Source organism: Clostridioides sp. LIBA-7678 (genome assembly GCF_056716065.1).
Genome location: NZ_CP196987.1, coordinates 3,594,584 through 3,610,048, shown reverse-complemented (window position 1 = coordinate 3,610,048; position 15,465 = coordinate 3,594,584). Strand labels below are relative to the sequence as shown.

13 protein-coding genes, 1 pseudogene and 1 riboswitch are annotated in these 15,465 nt (G+C 29.2%); of the genes and pseudogenes, 13 read left to right on the top strand and 1 reads right to left on the bottom strand.

The window, feature by feature from the left end:
* The first annotated feature begins 4 nt into the window (after window positions 1-4).
* The 12 genes and pseudogenes from ACTG46_RS16735 to gatY all read left to right on the top strand — a co-directional run bounded on the left by ACTG46_RS16735 (window position 5) and on the right by gatY (window position 13,568).
* Window positions 5-1,447 (top strand): glycoside hydrolase family 1 protein, encoded by a 1,443-nt coding sequence (locus ACTG46_RS16735; RefSeq protein WP_479923247.1) that lies wholly within the window; start codon window positions 5-7, stop codon window positions 1,445-1,447.
* Between the two features lie 454 nt (window positions 1,448-1,901).
* A pseudogene (locus ACTG46_RS16730) lies at window positions 1,902-2,084 on the top strand (helix-turn-helix transcriptional regulator); the annotation flags it as partial.
* Window positions 2,085-2,111: 27 nt separating this feature from the next.
* The gene (locus ACTG46_RS16725; RefSeq protein WP_413926740.1) at window positions 2,112-2,327 is read left to right on the top strand and encodes an AbrB/MazE/SpoVT family DNA-binding domain-containing protein; all 216 of its coding nucleotides are present in this window, start codon (window positions 2,112-2,114) and stop codon (window positions 2,325-2,327) included.
* A gap of 32 nt (window positions 2,328-2,359) precedes the next feature.
* On the top strand, window positions 2,360-3,535 hold the full coding sequence (locus ACTG46_RS16720; protein ID WP_479923246.1) for a macrolide family glycosyltransferase: 1,176 nt from the start codon (window positions 2,360-2,362) through the stop codon (window positions 3,533-3,535).
* 293 nt (window positions 3,536-3,828) lie between these two features.
* Window positions 3,829-4,230 (top strand): DUF3139 domain-containing protein, encoded by a 402-nt coding sequence (locus tag ACTG46_RS16715; RefSeq protein WP_167640289.1) that lies wholly within the window; start codon window positions 3,829-3,831, stop codon window positions 4,228-4,230.
* Between the two features lie 314 nt (window positions 4,231-4,544).
* A riboswitch (Lysine riboswitch) is annotated at window positions 4,545-4,724 on the top strand.
* A gap of 146 nt (window positions 4,725-4,870) precedes the next feature.
* Complete coding sequence (locus tag ACTG46_RS16710) at window positions 4,871-6,262, top strand: YfcC family protein (RefSeq protein WP_054271585.1); 1,392 nt, start codon at window positions 4,871-4,873, stop codon at window positions 6,260-6,262.
* A gap of 13 nt (window positions 6,263-6,275) precedes the next feature.
* The gene (locus ACTG46_RS16705; protein ID WP_219672815.1) at window positions 6,276-7,463 is read left to right on the top strand and encodes a M20 family metallopeptidase; all 1,188 of its coding nucleotides are present in this window, start codon (window positions 6,276-6,278) and stop codon (window positions 7,461-7,463) included.
* 100 nt (window positions 7,464-7,563) lie between these two features.
* Entirely contained in the window at window positions 7,564-8,724 is a 1,161-nt protein-coding gene (locus ACTG46_RS16700; RefSeq protein WP_479923245.1) for a glycerate kinase, read from the top strand.
* A 254-nt stretch (window positions 8,725-8,978) separates the two neighbouring features.
* Window positions 8,979-9,731 carry a MurR/RpiR family transcriptional regulator gene (locus tag ACTG46_RS16695; protein WP_054271582.1) on the top strand — a complete coding sequence of 251 codons (753 nt, stop codon included), beginning with the start codon at window positions 8,979-8,981 and terminating at the stop codon, window positions 9,729-9,731.
* A 101-nt stretch (window positions 9,732-9,832) separates the two neighbouring features.
* Window positions 9,833-10,753, top strand: coding sequence for a 1-phosphofructokinase family hexose kinase (locus ACTG46_RS16690; protein WP_054271581.1), 921 nt, complete (start codon window positions 9,833-9,835; stop codon window positions 10,751-10,753).
* 2 nt (window positions 10,754-10,755) lie between these two features.
* Window positions 10,756-12,687: a PTS fructose transporter subunit IIABC gene (locus ACTG46_RS16685; RefSeq protein WP_054277541.1), complete on the top strand. Its 1,932-nt coding sequence runs from the start codon at window positions 10,756-10,758 to the stop codon at window positions 12,685-12,687.
* An 11-nt stretch (window positions 12,688-12,698) separates the two neighbouring features.
* Window positions 12,699-13,568, top strand: coding sequence for a tagatose-bisphosphate aldolase subunit GatY (gatY, locus tag ACTG46_RS16680; protein ID WP_054271579.1), 870 nt, complete (start codon window positions 12,699-12,701; stop codon window positions 13,566-13,568).
* 463 nt (window positions 13,569-14,031) lie between these two features.
* On the opposite strand, the gene ACTG46_RS16675 is transcribed toward gatY, so the two are convergent.
* Complete coding sequence (locus ACTG46_RS16675; protein ID WP_054271578.1) at window positions 14,032-14,598, bottom strand: CD3073 family putative ECF transporter S component; 567 nt, start codon at window positions 14,596-14,598, stop codon at window positions 14,032-14,034.
* A gap of 164 nt (window positions 14,599-14,762) precedes the next feature.
* Between ACTG46_RS16675 and ACTG46_RS16670 the strand changes: the two genes are divergently transcribed.
* Window positions 14,763-15,284 carry a CD3072 family TudS-related putative desulfidase gene (locus tag ACTG46_RS16670; protein ID WP_054277540.1) on the top strand — a complete coding sequence of 174 codons (522 nt, stop codon included), beginning with the start codon at window positions 14,763-14,765 and terminating at the stop codon, window positions 15,282-15,284.
* The last annotated feature ends 181 nt before the right edge of the window (window positions 15,285-15,465 follow it).

The following is a 15,465-nucleotide window of genomic DNA, read 5'->3' as shown; positions in this document are numbered from 1 at the left end:
ATTTATGAATTTTGAAGATACATTTTTCTGGGGAGGAAGTATTGCAGCACATCAATGTGAAGGTGCATGGGATGTTGATAATAAAGGAGCTGCAATTATGGATTTTGTAACTAAAGGCTCTTATGAAACACCAAGAGTAATTACTGATAAAATAGAAGAAGAATTAGATTATCCTTCTCATAATGGAATTGATTTTTATAATAGATATAAAGAAGATATAGCGTTATTTAAAGAAATAGGCTTTAGTGCATTAAGGATATCTATAGACTGGTCAAGAATTTTTCCAAATGGGGATGATGATAATCCTAATGAGTTAGGTCTTAAATATTATGAAGATTTAATAGATACTTTAATAGAAAATAATATAGAACCTATTGTAACACTCTATCATTTTGAGTTACCTATGAATTTAGTACATAAATATGGTTCATGGAATAACAGAAAGCTTATAGATTTATATTTAAAGTATAGTGAGACTATAATGAGAAAGTTTGATAACAAAGTAAAGTACTGGGTTACCTTTAATGAGATGAATCATATTGACCCTCAAACAGAGCACTCTGATATTTTTACTTATATGATAGCAGGGATTAAGTATAGTGAAATGCAAGATAAGGTTCAGATACTGGCAAATGTAGGGTATAATATGACATTAGCAAGTGTAAAGGTTACAAAGTTGGCTAGAGAAATCAATCCAAATAATAAAGTTGGATGTGTGTTTGGATTAAATCCAATTTATCCATATAATTGCAATCCTAGTAATGTATTAAATGCGTTCTTAGATAATGACTGTGACTATTATCAAATTGATGCAATGTGTAATGGAAAGTTTCCTCAATATAAACTAAGAGAATATGAAAAAAATAATATAAATATTGAAGTAACTAATGAAGATAAAGAAGCATTTAAAGAAGGTAGATTAGATTTTATAGGACTTAATTATTATTTTTCAAGTGTGTCTATTCCAAAAGAAAGTTTATCAAGTGATAAATCTTTATTTGGAGGAGTTCAAAATCCATACTTGGAACAAAGTAAGTGGGGATGGGCAATAGACCCTATAGGACTAAGATTTACTTTAAACTATATTTACAGAAAATATCAGTTACCTATCTTAATTACAGAAAATGGATTAGGAGCATATGATAGAGTTGAGGAAGATGGAACTATAAATGATGATTATAGAATTGAGTATCTAAGTAAGCATCTATCACAAATGAAGTCTGCAATTAAAGAGGATAATGTTGAATGTTTTGGATATTTAATGTGGGCACCAATTGACTTAGTCAGTGCAACTACAGGACAGATGAGTAAAAGATATGGATTTATATATGTTGATTTGGATGATGAAGGTAAAGGTAGTTTTAAGAGATGTAAGAAAAAATCATTTGACTGGTATAAAGAGGTCATAAAATCTAATGGAGATAATTTAAGTTCGTTAGATATATAAAATAAAATGTGTATTCTCCTAAAAATAGTGATAGTAAAGTGGTTAATCTAATTACTATAATTGGAGGTACACATTTTTATATATAAAAAGCTTTTTTTGTGATGCATTCTTTAGGGATAAGTTTATATTATATTTTAAATAAGTTTTTCTTTCTGATATCTTTAGGAGTACATTTAAATTTTGCTTTAAAAATTCTGTAAAACAATTTTGTATTAGTAAATCTATGATATTCTAATATATTACAAAAAGTCCCACTTGCACTTTTATAAATAGAAGATGCCATTTTAGATAAATTAAAGATTGTATCTATTAATTATAAATTTTCTTATAATATATTTATTAAAGGGTAAATGTGTACAAGAGAAATGTATATCAATATATACATAAATGTTAAAATTAGTTGATAGAATTTAAATAATAAATTTAGTACGATAAATATAGGAGATATTAAAATATGCTTAATACAAATTTGAAAAGACTAAGAAAAATTCATCAGTATACGCAAGAGGATTTAGCTGAAAAACTTAATATATCTAGACAATCAGTAGCAAAATGGGAAAGTGGAGAATCCACTCCTGATATAGATAGTTGTATTAAACTTGCAAAATTGTACAATGTTAAACTAGATGATTTAGTCAATCATTCAGAAGAAAAAACAGGTATTATAATACCACCTAAAGGAAAATTTTTCTTTGGAGCTGTTATAGTTGGAGAAGGTGGTCAGATTGTTATTCCAAAAGAAGCAAGAGATATATTTAATATAAATACAGGAGATAAATTATTGATACTTGGAGATGAAGAAAGAGGACTAGGAATTGTTCATCAACGTGATTTGGTAAATTTTATAGGTCATATGGGAGTAACAAATAACGAAGAATAATTTTAGAAAAATTATAAAAGGATGGATAAAATATGAGTAAAATAGTTTTTTTCAGCATTCCTGCATATGGTCATACTAATCCAACCATTGAAGTAGTTCGTGAATTAGTAGATAGAGGGAATGAAGTATTGTATTATTCTTTTAATGAATTTAAAGATAAAATTGAAGATACTGGAGCAAAATTTATTAGTTGTGATAAATATCTCCCAGAATTACGTCCTGAAGATGAGAAAAAAATTGGCAAGGATTTCTCTGGGTTAATTGAGATGATAGCAGACACTACAATATCTTTAGATGAAAAAGTATGTAGAGAACTTAAAGTTTTTAATCCAGATTGTATTGTATCAGACTCATTAAGCTTTTGGGGAAAGTTATTTGCACAAAAACTTAATATTCCATATATATGCTCTACAACAACTTTTGCATTTAATAAACATACAGCAAAAATGATGAAGCAAAGTTTTATGGAAGTTGTTCATATGTTTTTGGGGATGAGACGTATTAATAAAAAAATAAAGCTCTTACAAAGAAAAGGATATTATGTAAAAAACTTTGTTTCTATGATTTCTAATGATAATGATACAAATACTATTGTATATACATCAAAAGAATTTCAGCCAATGTCAGAAAATTTTTCCAGTAAATATTCTTTTGTAGGGCCATCAGTATCAAAGTTGATTGTTAAGCCTAAAGATAAAAAGAGAAAACTTATATATATTTCACTTGGTACGATTAATAATAAAAATGTTAATTTTTATGAAAACTGTATAAAAGCATTTAAAGATTGTGATGTTGATATAATTAGGTCTGTTGGTAGAGATACTGACATTAAAAGTTTAGGGAATATACCAAATAACTTTGAAGTTAAAAATAGTGTTGAACAGATTGCTATACTTCAAGAAGCTGATGTGTTTATCACTCATTGTGGTATGAATAGTGTAAATGAAAGTTTATATTATGGGGTACCTATGGTCTTATTTCCACAACATTCAGAGCAGAGAATGGTAGCTAATAGAGTTGCTTATTTAGGTGCAGGACTGATGTTAAAAGAAAATAGGTCAAAAAATATTAAAGATACTGTATTTAAAGTTATGAATGATAATGGATACAAAGAAGAGGCAATTAAACTATCAAAAAGCTTTTATAATGCAGGTGGTTCAAATAAGGCAGCTGATGTAATATTACAGCTTATAAAGTCATATTGCTGAATATATAAATTTAGAAGCTTAATATGATACTTATTATGTTAATTGAAATATTGCAATAGATATTCTAAAACAAATACTTGTGAAATTTTTATAATAATGAAATAAAACTACATGGAAAGTAGGAAATATATATACTACTTAATAAAAATACTGACAGTAGGGCCTTTTAACCTACCAGTTAGGGCATGTATATTGATACTAAATACGATGGATGTTATATTCTAATAGAAAAATATAACATCTTTTTTTAGTGAATTATAATAGTTTTAAATAATAAAAGAAGGGGAATTAGCATGAGAAAATATAGAATTATTTTAGTAGTATTAATTATAGGTATTGTAGGTATAGCAGGAAGTGTTGTATATAATAACTATTTCAAACCATGGAAGGAGGCTGAGATATATATCAATAAATATATGGTAAAGCAAGGTATTTCGGAAGATGATATAAAGAGTATTACAAAAGAAAAAGCAAAGAAAGCAAGCTATAATGGAATACTGTATAGAGTAAATTATAAAGATGATTCACAATATGAATATCAATATTTTTATAGTGATGATTATTATGCCCTATATGTAAATAAAGTTATGTTACAAATTTATAATGTAGAAAACAATAAGCTTCTAAAAAGTAATGAAGAATTAAAAAGTGTTAAGTATCCACCAATTTATCTTAAAAAAGAATTGAATAAATAGTTGAGGATACAATGGAATGATTTCTTATGGTAATCAATTATTAATAAACATCTAATAAAAATATCCAAAGATTCACTTAATAGAGAAAGTATAATTTGTTACATATAAAAACATATATCTTCAGACTTTAAAAAATTAGATATAAAAATATACTACATTCTTTGAATGTATGTGCAGATATAAAGTTTATTGATGTGGAAAATAAAATTTAATTCTAAGTATATTATATTGAAAATATTTACAATCTCGACATATTATGCTACAATTATTTACAATAAATAAAATTTAATAAGCATTACCTCATCTAATAAAAAGATTGAGGTAGAGGTTGCATTTACTAAGATTAGTATTGAAGAGGTTGGAAACCAATGAAGCAATATAAAAGGAGTAAGTGCCGAAGTGCTAGTGTCCAAAGCTAGTGCTGGGACTGTATTTAATAGGTACAGTACTGTCATCAAATTCATCCCGAATTTTGATGGAGAGCTATCTTAGATAAGATAAAGGGAAGATGTAGGTATATTGTATTTAACACATTTAGCTCAACATGTATCCATGTTGAGCTTTTTTACATCTATACAAAATAGGATAGAAAAGGGATGCAATAATAAAATATTTTAATTTAAAAGTGGGGAGAATAAAAATGAGCAGTTTAAAAAAGAAGAGGTTTACTATGCCGCAGACACTTACTATAATATTCTTATTAATAGTAGTAATGGCAGTTCTTACTTGGATAGTACCAAGTGGAAATTTTGAAAGGGTAGATATAGACGGAAGGTCAGTTGTTGTAGCTGGAACTTATGAAAAAGCACCATCAAATCCACAAGGTATTACTGATGTATTTTCAGCTCCTATAAATGGATTTATAGATGCAGCTGAAGTAGTTGGATTTGTTTTAATAGTTGGAGGGGCTTTTGGAATAGTTAATAAAACAGGTGCAATAGAAGCCATTATAGCGCACACTGTAAATAAAATGAAGAAGTTTCAATTTTTAATAATACCTATATCTATGATTTTATTTGGTCTTGGTGGTACAACTTTTGGAATGAGTGAAGAAACATTACCTTTTTATATGATATTTATTCCACTTATGACCAGCATGGGATATGATTCATTAACCGCGGTGGCAACAGTATTTATAGGGGCAACAGCTGGATTTGGAGCGGCGACTACTAATCCTTTCTCTGTAGGAATAGCACAGGCATTGTCACAAATAGCACCAGGTTCTGGAATAGAGTTTAGAGTTGTTATGTTTATAATATATATGGCTATATCTATAGCATTTGTTATGATGTATGCTAATAAAGTAAAAAAAGACCCTAAAAAGTCTTTAGTACATGATATATCACTGAATCAAGAATCAATGGTTAATAGTGATACAAACATAAAAGAATTTACAAAAAGAGAAGCCATTGTAATAGCAATTTTCGTAATAGGTATGGGAATTATGATATTTGGTGTTTTAAAATTAGGATGGTATATAGCTGAAATTGCAATGATATTTACAGCCATAGGTATAATATCTGGAATAGCATCAGGGCTTAAGCAAGATGAAATAGTTAATTCATTTATAAGTGGAGCTGGAGATTTAATGACAGCAGGATTATGTATAGCATTTGCACGTGGAATCGTAATAATAGCAGAAAATGGATTTATAATAGATACAATTTTAAATTCTGCGGCAAATTTATTAAATGGATTACCAAAAACTATATTTATAAACTTAACTTTCTTAATAGAAGGATTAATAGCATTTTTAATACCATCAGCATCAGGGCTTGCATCACTTACAATACCTGTACTTGCACCACTTGGAGACTTAGTAGATGTATCTAGACAAATGATAGTTACAGCTTATCAATTTGGGATAGGTGTAACTAACTTAATAACACCTACATCAGGTGTTTTAATGGGAGCACTAGCAGTAGCTAATATCCCTTGGTCAAAGTGGGTTAGATTCATAGTTCCTCTAATGGTAGTATTAACAATTCTTGTAATGGTATTTTTGACAGTAGGATTATATCTAGGATTCTAATAGGAGGTAAGTTATGATAGAGAGTATAAAGAAAAGAGCTTATGAGATAGAGAATGAACTTGGGAAAGAAATTGAAGAAGTATGCGATTTTATATTCAACAACCCAGAGCTAGGAGATGAAGAATATATATCATCAAAATATTTAGTAGAGAAAATGAAGGAATATGGATTTGATACAACTTATCCATACTGTAATATGGATACTGCTTTTAGAGCAGAGCTAGGAGATAGTGATGGTCCTACTATAGCGTTTTTAGCTGAGTATGATGCACTTCCTGGATATGGAGAAGATAAAGAGCCAGGTCATGCTTGTGGTCATAACTGGATTGCAGCATCTACACTAGGAGCTTGTATAGTATTAAGCAAGTTAAAAGAAAGTTTTAAAGGAAAAATTGTATTAATAGGAACACCAGCTGAAGAAACAACAGGAGGAAAATGTGACTTAGTTAAAGCAGGAGCTTTTGATGATATTGATGTAAGCTATCAGATGCATATAGAAGCTTTTAATAATATAAACTGCAAAGCTTTAGCAATAGATTCATTAGAGTTTAGCTTTGAAGGTGTATCAGCACATGCAGCTAGTCATCCTCATATGGGAGTTAATGCATTGGATGCAGTACAACTTACTTTTGCTGGAATAAATGCTCTAAGACAACATGTAAAATCAGATGTTAGAATACATGGTATAGTTTCAAATGGAGGAGAAGCTCCAAATATAGTTCCAGAAAAAGCTGCTTGTAAGTTTTTTGTAAGAGCTGCTGAAAGAAGTTATTTAGATGAAGTTACTAAAAAAGTTATAAACTGTGCAAAAGGTGCAGAGTTAATGACAGGAGCTAAGCTATCTTATAGATATTTTGAAAATTCTTTTGACAATATAATAAATAATAAAGTACTTCAAAATATAACAAAAAATAATTTGATTGAAGCAGGTATAACAGATATATTAGAGGGAAAAGATGGACCAGTGGGTTCTACAGATATAGGTAATGTAAGTCAAGTTTGCCCTACTATGTATACAGAAATAGCTTTAGATATAAATCCAATGGTATATGTTCACGAAAAAGAATTTCTAAATTATGCAAATTCTGCAGAAGCTTATGATAAACTTCATAAAGCAGTAAAGGCAATGGTGGGTTGTGCATTAGAAATTTATTTAGAAGATGGACTACTTGATGAGATTAAGAAAAATCACATAAATTAATTTAAATTAAAAATAAAACAAAGAGGTATTACTTGAAAATCGGTAATACCTCTTTTATTAATATTATAAAATCGTATATTAAAATAAGGAGTAGATAAATATGAAAATATTAATCTCTATAGATTCCTTTAAGGGGAGTTTATCCTCAATTGAAGCAGCAAATGCAATCAAAAAAGGGATATTAAAAGTTGAAAAAGATGCAAAAGTAAAGATACTACCACTTGCTGACGGTGGTGAAGGAACAGTAGATGCTTTAGTTCAAGGAATGAATGGGACAAAAGAAACTATAGAAGTTACTGGGCCAATAATTAAGAAAGTAAATGCGACATATGGATTATTAAAAGATACGAATACTGCAATAATAGAAATTGCTCAAGCATCAGGATTGACATTAGTCCCAACTGAACTTAGAAATCCTTTATACACTACAACTTATGGTGTTGGAGAAATAATAAAGGAAGCAATAAATAAGGGCTGTAGAAATTTTATAGTAGGATTAGGTGGAAGTGCTACCAATGATGCAGGAGTAGGTATGCTTCAAGCTTTAGGGTTTGAGTTTTATGATAAGAATAATAAATTAGTAGATTTAGGTGGAAAAGTTTTAAATAAAATAAGACACATAAAAATAGATAATAGACTAAAAGAATTAGATGAATGTAACTTTAAAATAGCTTGTGATGTAAACAATCCACTGTTTGGAGAAAATGGAGCTGGATACATATATGGACCTCAAAAAGGTGCAACACGAGAAATAATTGAAGAGTTAGATAATGGGCTTAGAAATTTTTCTAATGTAGTTAAAAATGATTTGGACAAAGATATAGCCAATGTAGAAGGGGTAGGAGCAGCAGGTGGATTAGGATTTGCCTTTTTAGGATTCTTAAATTCAAAGTTAGAATCTGGCATAAAAATAATATTAGAAGAAATTAAATTAGAGGATGAGTTGAAAGATGTAGACTTTGTAATAACAGGAGAAGGTAGATTGGATAAGCAAACTGCTATGGGCAAGGCACCAATAGGAGTTGCAAAATTGGCTAAAAAATATGGGATAAAAGTAATAGGTTTGGCTGGAGCAACAACAGAAGATGCAGTTAAGTGTAATGAAGACGGCATAGATGCTTATTTTTCTATAGTAAATAGAGCTATGACAATAGAAGAGGCTATGGATAAAAAAATTGCTAGTGATAATATGACTGCTACCACAATACAAATATTTAATCTCATAACTAGTGTACAACAGTTAGGAAATAAGTCATATTAAAAATAAGATATGCTAGATAAAAAAGAAAGATATTACACATGAATTTAGATTTTTTCAGTGAGATAGACTGTTTATTTTTATTACAGAATACTATAATAAATTGAAGTACGAAATTATGATATTATAAATTTACATATATAGACATTGACTAAATCTTAATTGTGTATAAAAATAAGTAGTTAAGAGAGAATATATTATTTATATAATATTTGATAAAATTAGATAGACAAACTTAGATATAAGGAGAGAAAAATATGATAATTGAGCTAAACAAAAGTAATTCTGAAAATCTAACCAAGACAGAACTTGAAATAATTAAATTTATAAATGAAAATGAGTCGATATTACCAGAATTATCTATAGTAGAGATTGCTCATGAAACATATTCATCTCCAGCAACTGTTTCAAGGGCAATTAGAAAATGTGGCTTAAATGGATTTAATGAACTAAGGTATAGATTAACAGTAAAAGATGAAAATGATGATATACAAAATATGGGGGATATAATAAATAAATCTTTTATTGAAGCACAAAGGGTTATAGAACAAATATCTTTAACTACATTAATTAATATAATAAAAGCTATAAACGAGTCTAGTAAGATATATATTTTAGCAAGAGGACTTACTGAATATGTAGCAAAAGAGTTTAGTCTTAAATTGCAACTGCTCGATTTCAATGTGGTCTTTATAAATGACCCTAATATAATGAAAATAAAATCTAAATCAATAAAAAAAGATGAGCTTATAATTATTTTTTCATTGAATGGAAATACTGTGGAACTTGTAGAGTCAGCACAAAATGCCAATTTAGGAGGAGCTAAAGTTATAACATGTTGTTGTAGTGAAAATGCAAAACTTATAAAGTATTCAGATTTATATATTGTAGGATATAAGCATGAGCATATATCAATTTCTGAATATGAAGTATCATCTAGGTTACCCTTGTATATTATATCTAGGATAATTATAGACTATATGGTTAGGTATAATAATTCTGAGAATTAAATTGAAGAGTCTATGAAAATCGATTTTCTATTTGTGAAAAGATTTTCATAGACTTTTTTATTATAATGAAAATATACACAACAGAAGCAAGGGGGAAGACAATGATATATACATTAACTACTAATCCAGCAATAGACATGAATATATCTACTAATGGTATAAAAAGCAAATTAGTAAATCGTACATCTAATGCTATATATTCTCCTAATGGAAAAGGTCTAAATGTATCATTTGTACTAGGTCATTATGGTATAGAATCCAAAATATTAGGTTTTTTTGGAGGATTTTCAGGAAGATATATAGTTGAGGAAAGTGAAAAAAGAGGGTTTGATGTATTACCCACTTGGGTAGAAGATACGACTCGTATAAATATATTTTTAAATGATGGGAGTGACGAGTTTAAATTTGTTAACTCTGGGTCATATGTAGATGAAAAACAAAAGCTAGATATGTTGGAGAAGATAGAGTCTCTAGAAGATATAAGTCATCTATCGATAAGTGGGAGTCTACCACCTGGAATTGATGATAATTACTATGAAGAGATATTTAAAATTTGTAAAAATAAAAATATAAAAATAATACTGGATATAAGTTCACCAAAACTAAAGGAATTACTACAATATAATCCATATTTGATAAAGCCAAATGATGAAGAAATAAAAGATATATTTGGAATTATTGTAAGAGATGAAGAAGATATTAAAGATGTACTTAAGCTATTACACTTGAAAGGTGCTCAAAATATCTTGCTAACTCTAGGGGAAAAGGGTTCTTATTTTTATAATGGAAAATCGATTTATTATGCTAGTACTCAACCGGTTACAGTTGTTAGTTCTGCTTGTGCTGGAGATTCTGCATTGGCTGCTTTTTTGAGTATATGGTTAGAAAATCAAGAAGATATTGAAAATGCATTAAAAAGGTCATCAGCAACAGGAGCAAGTGTAGCTGAAAGTAATGGTATAGGTAATTTGGAGAATGTAGAAGATTATATAAAAAATATAAAAGTTAGAAAGGTGGTATAAAAATGGGTAAGAGGATGATTCTAGGTGTAACAGGTTGCCCAACTGGGATAGCTCATACTTTTATGGCAGAAGAAGCATTAAAAAAAGCTGCCAAAGAATTAGGTTGCGATATAAAAGTTGAAACGAATGGAGCTATAGGAGTAGAAAATAAACTAACAGCAAAAGATATTGAAATGGCAGATGCAATAATAGTGGCTTGTGATAAAAACGTCGATATGGATAGATTCAATGGAAAGCCAGTAATAGAAGTACCTGTCAAAGAAGGTATACACAAAGCTACTGAACTTATACAAAAATGTATTGATGAGAAAGCCCCTATTAGAAAAGGAAGTACATCAAGTAGCAAACTTAAAGAAGAAGGTAATTTATCATTTGGTCAAAAGTTATATAAGGACTTAATGAATGGTGTATCTCATATGTTACCTTTAGTAGTAGCAGGTGGAGTACTAACTGCCATATCATTTTTGTGGGGTATTTACTCATTTGACCCAAATTCAGAACAGTATAATCAGATAGCAGCTACATTAAAATCTGTTGGTGGATATTCTATGAATTTGATGGTTCCTGTATTAGCAGCATTTATAGCTCAATCTATATCAGGAAGACCTGGTATGTTAGCGGGTCTTGTTGGAGGAATGATATCTTTTGACACAGGTTCAGGATTTTTAGGTGGAATTATAGCAGGATTTTTAGCAGGTTACTTAGTAAATTTATTTGTACATATATTAAGAAAATTACCAAGACAGTTAGAAGGTCTTAAATCAATTTTTATAATTCCTATAGTCAGTGTAGGTTTTGTCGGTGTAGTTATGTTATTGCTTGGAGGGCCATGTTCAGCACTTAACAATGCTATGATGAACTTCCTTTCAGGATTACAAAATTCAAGTCCTATAATATTAGGAATCGTAATAGGTTGTATGTCAGCATTTGATATGGGAGGTCCAGTAAATAAAGCAGCATATGTAACTGGAACAATGCTTCTAGGACAAGGAAATTATTTATTTATGGCAGGTGTATCTGCAGCTTGTATAACACCACCATTAGTAATAGCAATAGCATCTACTTTATTTAAAAACAGATTTACAGAAGAAGATAGAGCAGCAGGGTTAATTAACTATATACTAGGTAGTACTCATATAACAGAAGGAGCAATACCTTTTGCAGCAAAGAATCCATTAAAAGTGTTGCCAGTACTTATGATTGGTTCATCAATATCAGCAATTTTAACTTATATAATGAAAATAGAGGTACCAGCTCCACATGGAGGATTTTTGGTTCTAGGATTAGTCAATAAGCCACTTTTATGGGTAGGGTGTATATTGGTAGGTTCATTAGTAGGAGCCATACTTTATATGGTGGTTACACCTAAAGTAGTAAATAACAAAACTACTACAGAAAATTCAACTGAAATTAAAAATGAAAATAGACATAAAAGCACAGATAACATTACAAGATTGGAAAACGTATCTAATGGCATAACTTTATATGATGAAGAAACAGTAGTTTTAAATGTTAAGGGAAAAAAGAAAGCAGATGTAATTGATGAGATGGTTGAAATACTTGATAAATCAGGTGTTCTTTCAGATAAGAATAAATTTAAAGAAGAAATTTATAAGAGAGAAGAAATATCGTCTACAGGTTTTGGGATGGGGATAGCTATACCACATGCAAAGACAGATGCAGTAAAAATACCACGTGTAGCAGTAGGTGTATCAAAAGAAGGATTTGATTTTGAATCAGAGGATGGAAGTTTAGTAAATATTATATTTATGATAGCAGCAACAGATAGTGATGATAATTTACACTTAAAGACACTGTCTCAGCTATCTTCAAAGTTAATGCATGAAGAATTTTTAAATGAGTTACTAAACAGTAAAACAAGTAGAGAAATAGTATCGAAATTAAATAATGAAGAAATCAGTATAAGTATATAGGAGGATGAATTATGGCATTAGTGACAACTAAACAAATATTATTAGATGCACAAGAAGGACATTATGCAGTAGGTGCATTTAATGTAGAAAATATGGAGATGGTTATGGCAGTAATAGAGGCTGCTGAGGAACTTAAATCACCTGTAATACTACAAACAACACCTTCAACAATAAAGTATGCAGGGCTAGATTATTATTTAGCAAATGTAAAGGTAGCATCAGAAAAGGCAAGTATACCTGTAGCAATGCACTTAGACCACGGTTCAAGTTTTGAACTAGCTATGCAAGCACTTAGAGTTGGATATACTTCCATTATGATTGATGGTTCTCATGAAAGTTACGAAGACAATATTTCAATATCCAAATCTGTTGTAGATGCATGTATGCCTTCAGATATACCTGTTGAAGCTGAATTAGGTAAAGTTGGAGGTAAGGAAGACGACTTAGATGGTGGAGATGGTGGAGCATACACAGACCCACTAGAAGCAAAAGAGTTTGTAGAGAGAACAGGAGTATCATCTCTAGCAGTAGCAATAGGTACAGCACATGGTCTATATAAAGGAGAACCAAAGCTTGATTTAGATAGATTGTCTCAGATTAGAGAAGTGGTATCAGTTCCATTAGTGTTACATGGAGGGTCTGGAATACCAGATGAGATGATTAAAGAATCTATAAAAAGAGGAATTTGTAAGGTTAATTATGCGACAGAATTAAGGATTGCTTATAGTAATGGTGTTAAGGATGTACTTAATTCTGACCCAGAAGTGATTGACCCTAAGAAGTATGGTAAAAAAGGTTTAGATTCAGTTAAAGAGTTTGTGAAGAGTAGAATGGAAGTTTGTGGATGTGTAGGAAAAGCAGTAGGAACAGTAGAGTGTTAATAAAAGAAAATAATTTTATGAACATTTGAGATAAAGTTATATACAATTACAGAAAAATTAAAAAATAAAATAGAGAAGATTTAGTGTGTATTTATTTAACTAAATAACTAGTTCTTCAAGTATCTAGATAAATCTAGTTAAAAGATATTATACAAGTTTTAAAGTTACAATTGTATTAGAATATATAGAGGATTCTGTATATAAGTCAAATAATCTTAATAAGTATAAAGAATAAATTTATAGTTTAATAGTAGATTAAAATAAAAAATTGAATATGGATAATATAGAAATACAAAAAGAGATATTGAATGTTTCTGCAATATCTCTTTTTGAGTAATAAATTAGACAATTAAATTAATTTAAATACTATCTAATTAAATTGTTAATATTAAGGCCTAATAAAAAATATTATACAAAGATAAGTCTATGACTTTATTAATAAATCATATGTATAAATAACTCATTAAGACGAACTAGACGTATTTCTACTATATTGGCTTATAAAACCTTTAGGCATTTTACTTATAAAATATACAACCATGATACAAGATAAAGGCTTGTCCACTATATTGCTGAGAATTCTTGGAAAGAATGCAGCAGTAAATATCTTCTGCCCAGATTGAACTAAAAAACCAACCAATAAATCAGCACCACTTCCACTTAATCCCCCAAATAATAAAACTGAAATAGGAGTACCAATTAAAGGACAAACAACAGCTAAAATTATTCCTGTGATAAGAGCCTCTTTATAGCCAAACCCTTTTTTCTTAGAAATATAACCGACAATAAGACCAAGAGCAATATTTACAAGAGCAAAAGGAATATTTGTAGGTCCTGATATAACACCTAAAACTAAGTTTGTGCATCCACCAATAAGAGCACCCCAAAAAGGACCTAATACAACAGCCCCAAGTACAGTACCAACTGTATCTAAAAATAATAAAGGTATGTTTATCATAGATATAAATATACCTAAGACAATGTTAATAACTATACACATTGAAGAAAACGTGATTTTTTTAGTATTCAATTATAATACCTCCTAAAAAATGTATACATTTATCATATTATAGATTATAAAAGATTACTAATTGTATATTTCTATATAGAATATTACGAATATAGAGCAAATAAATAATATAATTGGCGAAATATATAGTATTATTAAAGTTAAGAATAACTAAGGAGATTATTATGAAAAGAAGTAGAGAGATTGTAGTAGTATGTCATTGTATATTAAACTGTAACTCCAAAGTAGAGGGCTCATCAGAATTTAAAGGTGCACAAAATATAGCAGTAGATTTAATAAATAATGGATATGGAATAATTCAACTACCTTGCCCAGAGATAATTATGTATGGAATAAATAGATGGGGACATGTAAAAGAACAGTTTGATAATATGTTTTTTAGAGAACAGTGTAGACAAATGTTGGTACCTTATATAATGCAGTTTGATGAATACTTAAAAAATAATTACAATATAAAAAGTATTATTGCAATAGATGGTAGCCCAAGCTGTGGTTATAATAAGACATGTAGTTCTGAGAAGTGGTCTGGTGAATTATGCGGTTGCACTGATTTGAGAAACAAAATAAATGATGTACAAATGGTAGATGGTAAAGGAATTTTTATAGAAGAGTTGGAAAAATTACTTAATGAATACAATTTGAATATACCAATAGTTGGATTTGATGAATCTGAAGAAGGAAAATAAATATATTTTTAGAAAGTATGATAACTATTTAATATTAAAAGAGTATTGAATACCTATAATAATATAAATAAATTTATAAAATGATTATTTATATAAATTAAATTTGTAGTAATTTTAAAATTAAAAGAACAAAACTCTTGAAGATACTAGTTTGTTAAAGCTAGTATCTTTTGTTTTTGTC

Excerpts from the sequence above, each read along its gene's own strand:
- gatY (WP_054271579.1), top strand. The coding sequence starts at position 12,699 with ATGGCATTAGTGACAACTAAACAAATATTATTAGATGCACAAGAAGGA.
- ACTG46_RS16715 (WP_167640289.1), top strand. The coding sequence starts at position 3,829 with ATGAGAAAATATAGAATTATTTTAGTAGTATTAATTATAGGTATTGTA.
- ACTG46_RS16695 (WP_054271582.1), top strand. The coding sequence starts at position 8,979 with ATGATAATTGAGCTAAACAAAAGTAATTCTGAAAATCTAACCAAGACA.
- ACTG46_RS16670 (WP_054277540.1), top strand. The coding sequence starts at position 14,763 with ATGAAAAGAAGTAGAGAGATTGTAGTAGTATGTCATTGTATATTAAAC.
- ACTG46_RS16735 (WP_479923247.1), top strand. The coding sequence starts at position 5 with ATGAATTTTGAAGATACATTTTTCTGGGGAGGAAGTATTGCAGCACAT.
- ACTG46_RS16690 (WP_054271581.1), top strand. The coding sequence starts at position 9,833 with ATGATATATACATTAACTACTAATCCAGCAATAGACATGAATATATCT.
- ACTG46_RS16700 (WP_479923245.1), top strand. The coding sequence starts at position 7,564 with ATGAAAATATTAATCTCTATAGATTCCTTTAAGGGGAGTTTATCCTCA.
- ACTG46_RS16705 (WP_219672815.1), top strand. The coding sequence starts at position 6,276 with ATGATAGAGAGTATAAAGAAAAGAGCTTATGAGATAGAGAATGAACTT.
- ACTG46_RS16720 (WP_479923246.1), top strand. The coding sequence starts at position 2,360 with ATGAGTAAAATAGTTTTTTTCAGCATTCCTGCATATGGTCATACTAAT.
- ACTG46_RS16710 (WP_054271585.1), top strand. The coding sequence starts at position 4,871 with ATGAGCAGTTTAAAAAAGAAGAGGTTTACTATGCCGCAGACACTTACT.
- ACTG46_RS16685 (WP_054277541.1), top strand. The coding sequence starts at position 10,756 with ATGGGTAAGAGGATGATTCTAGGTGTAACAGGTTGCCCAACTGGGATA.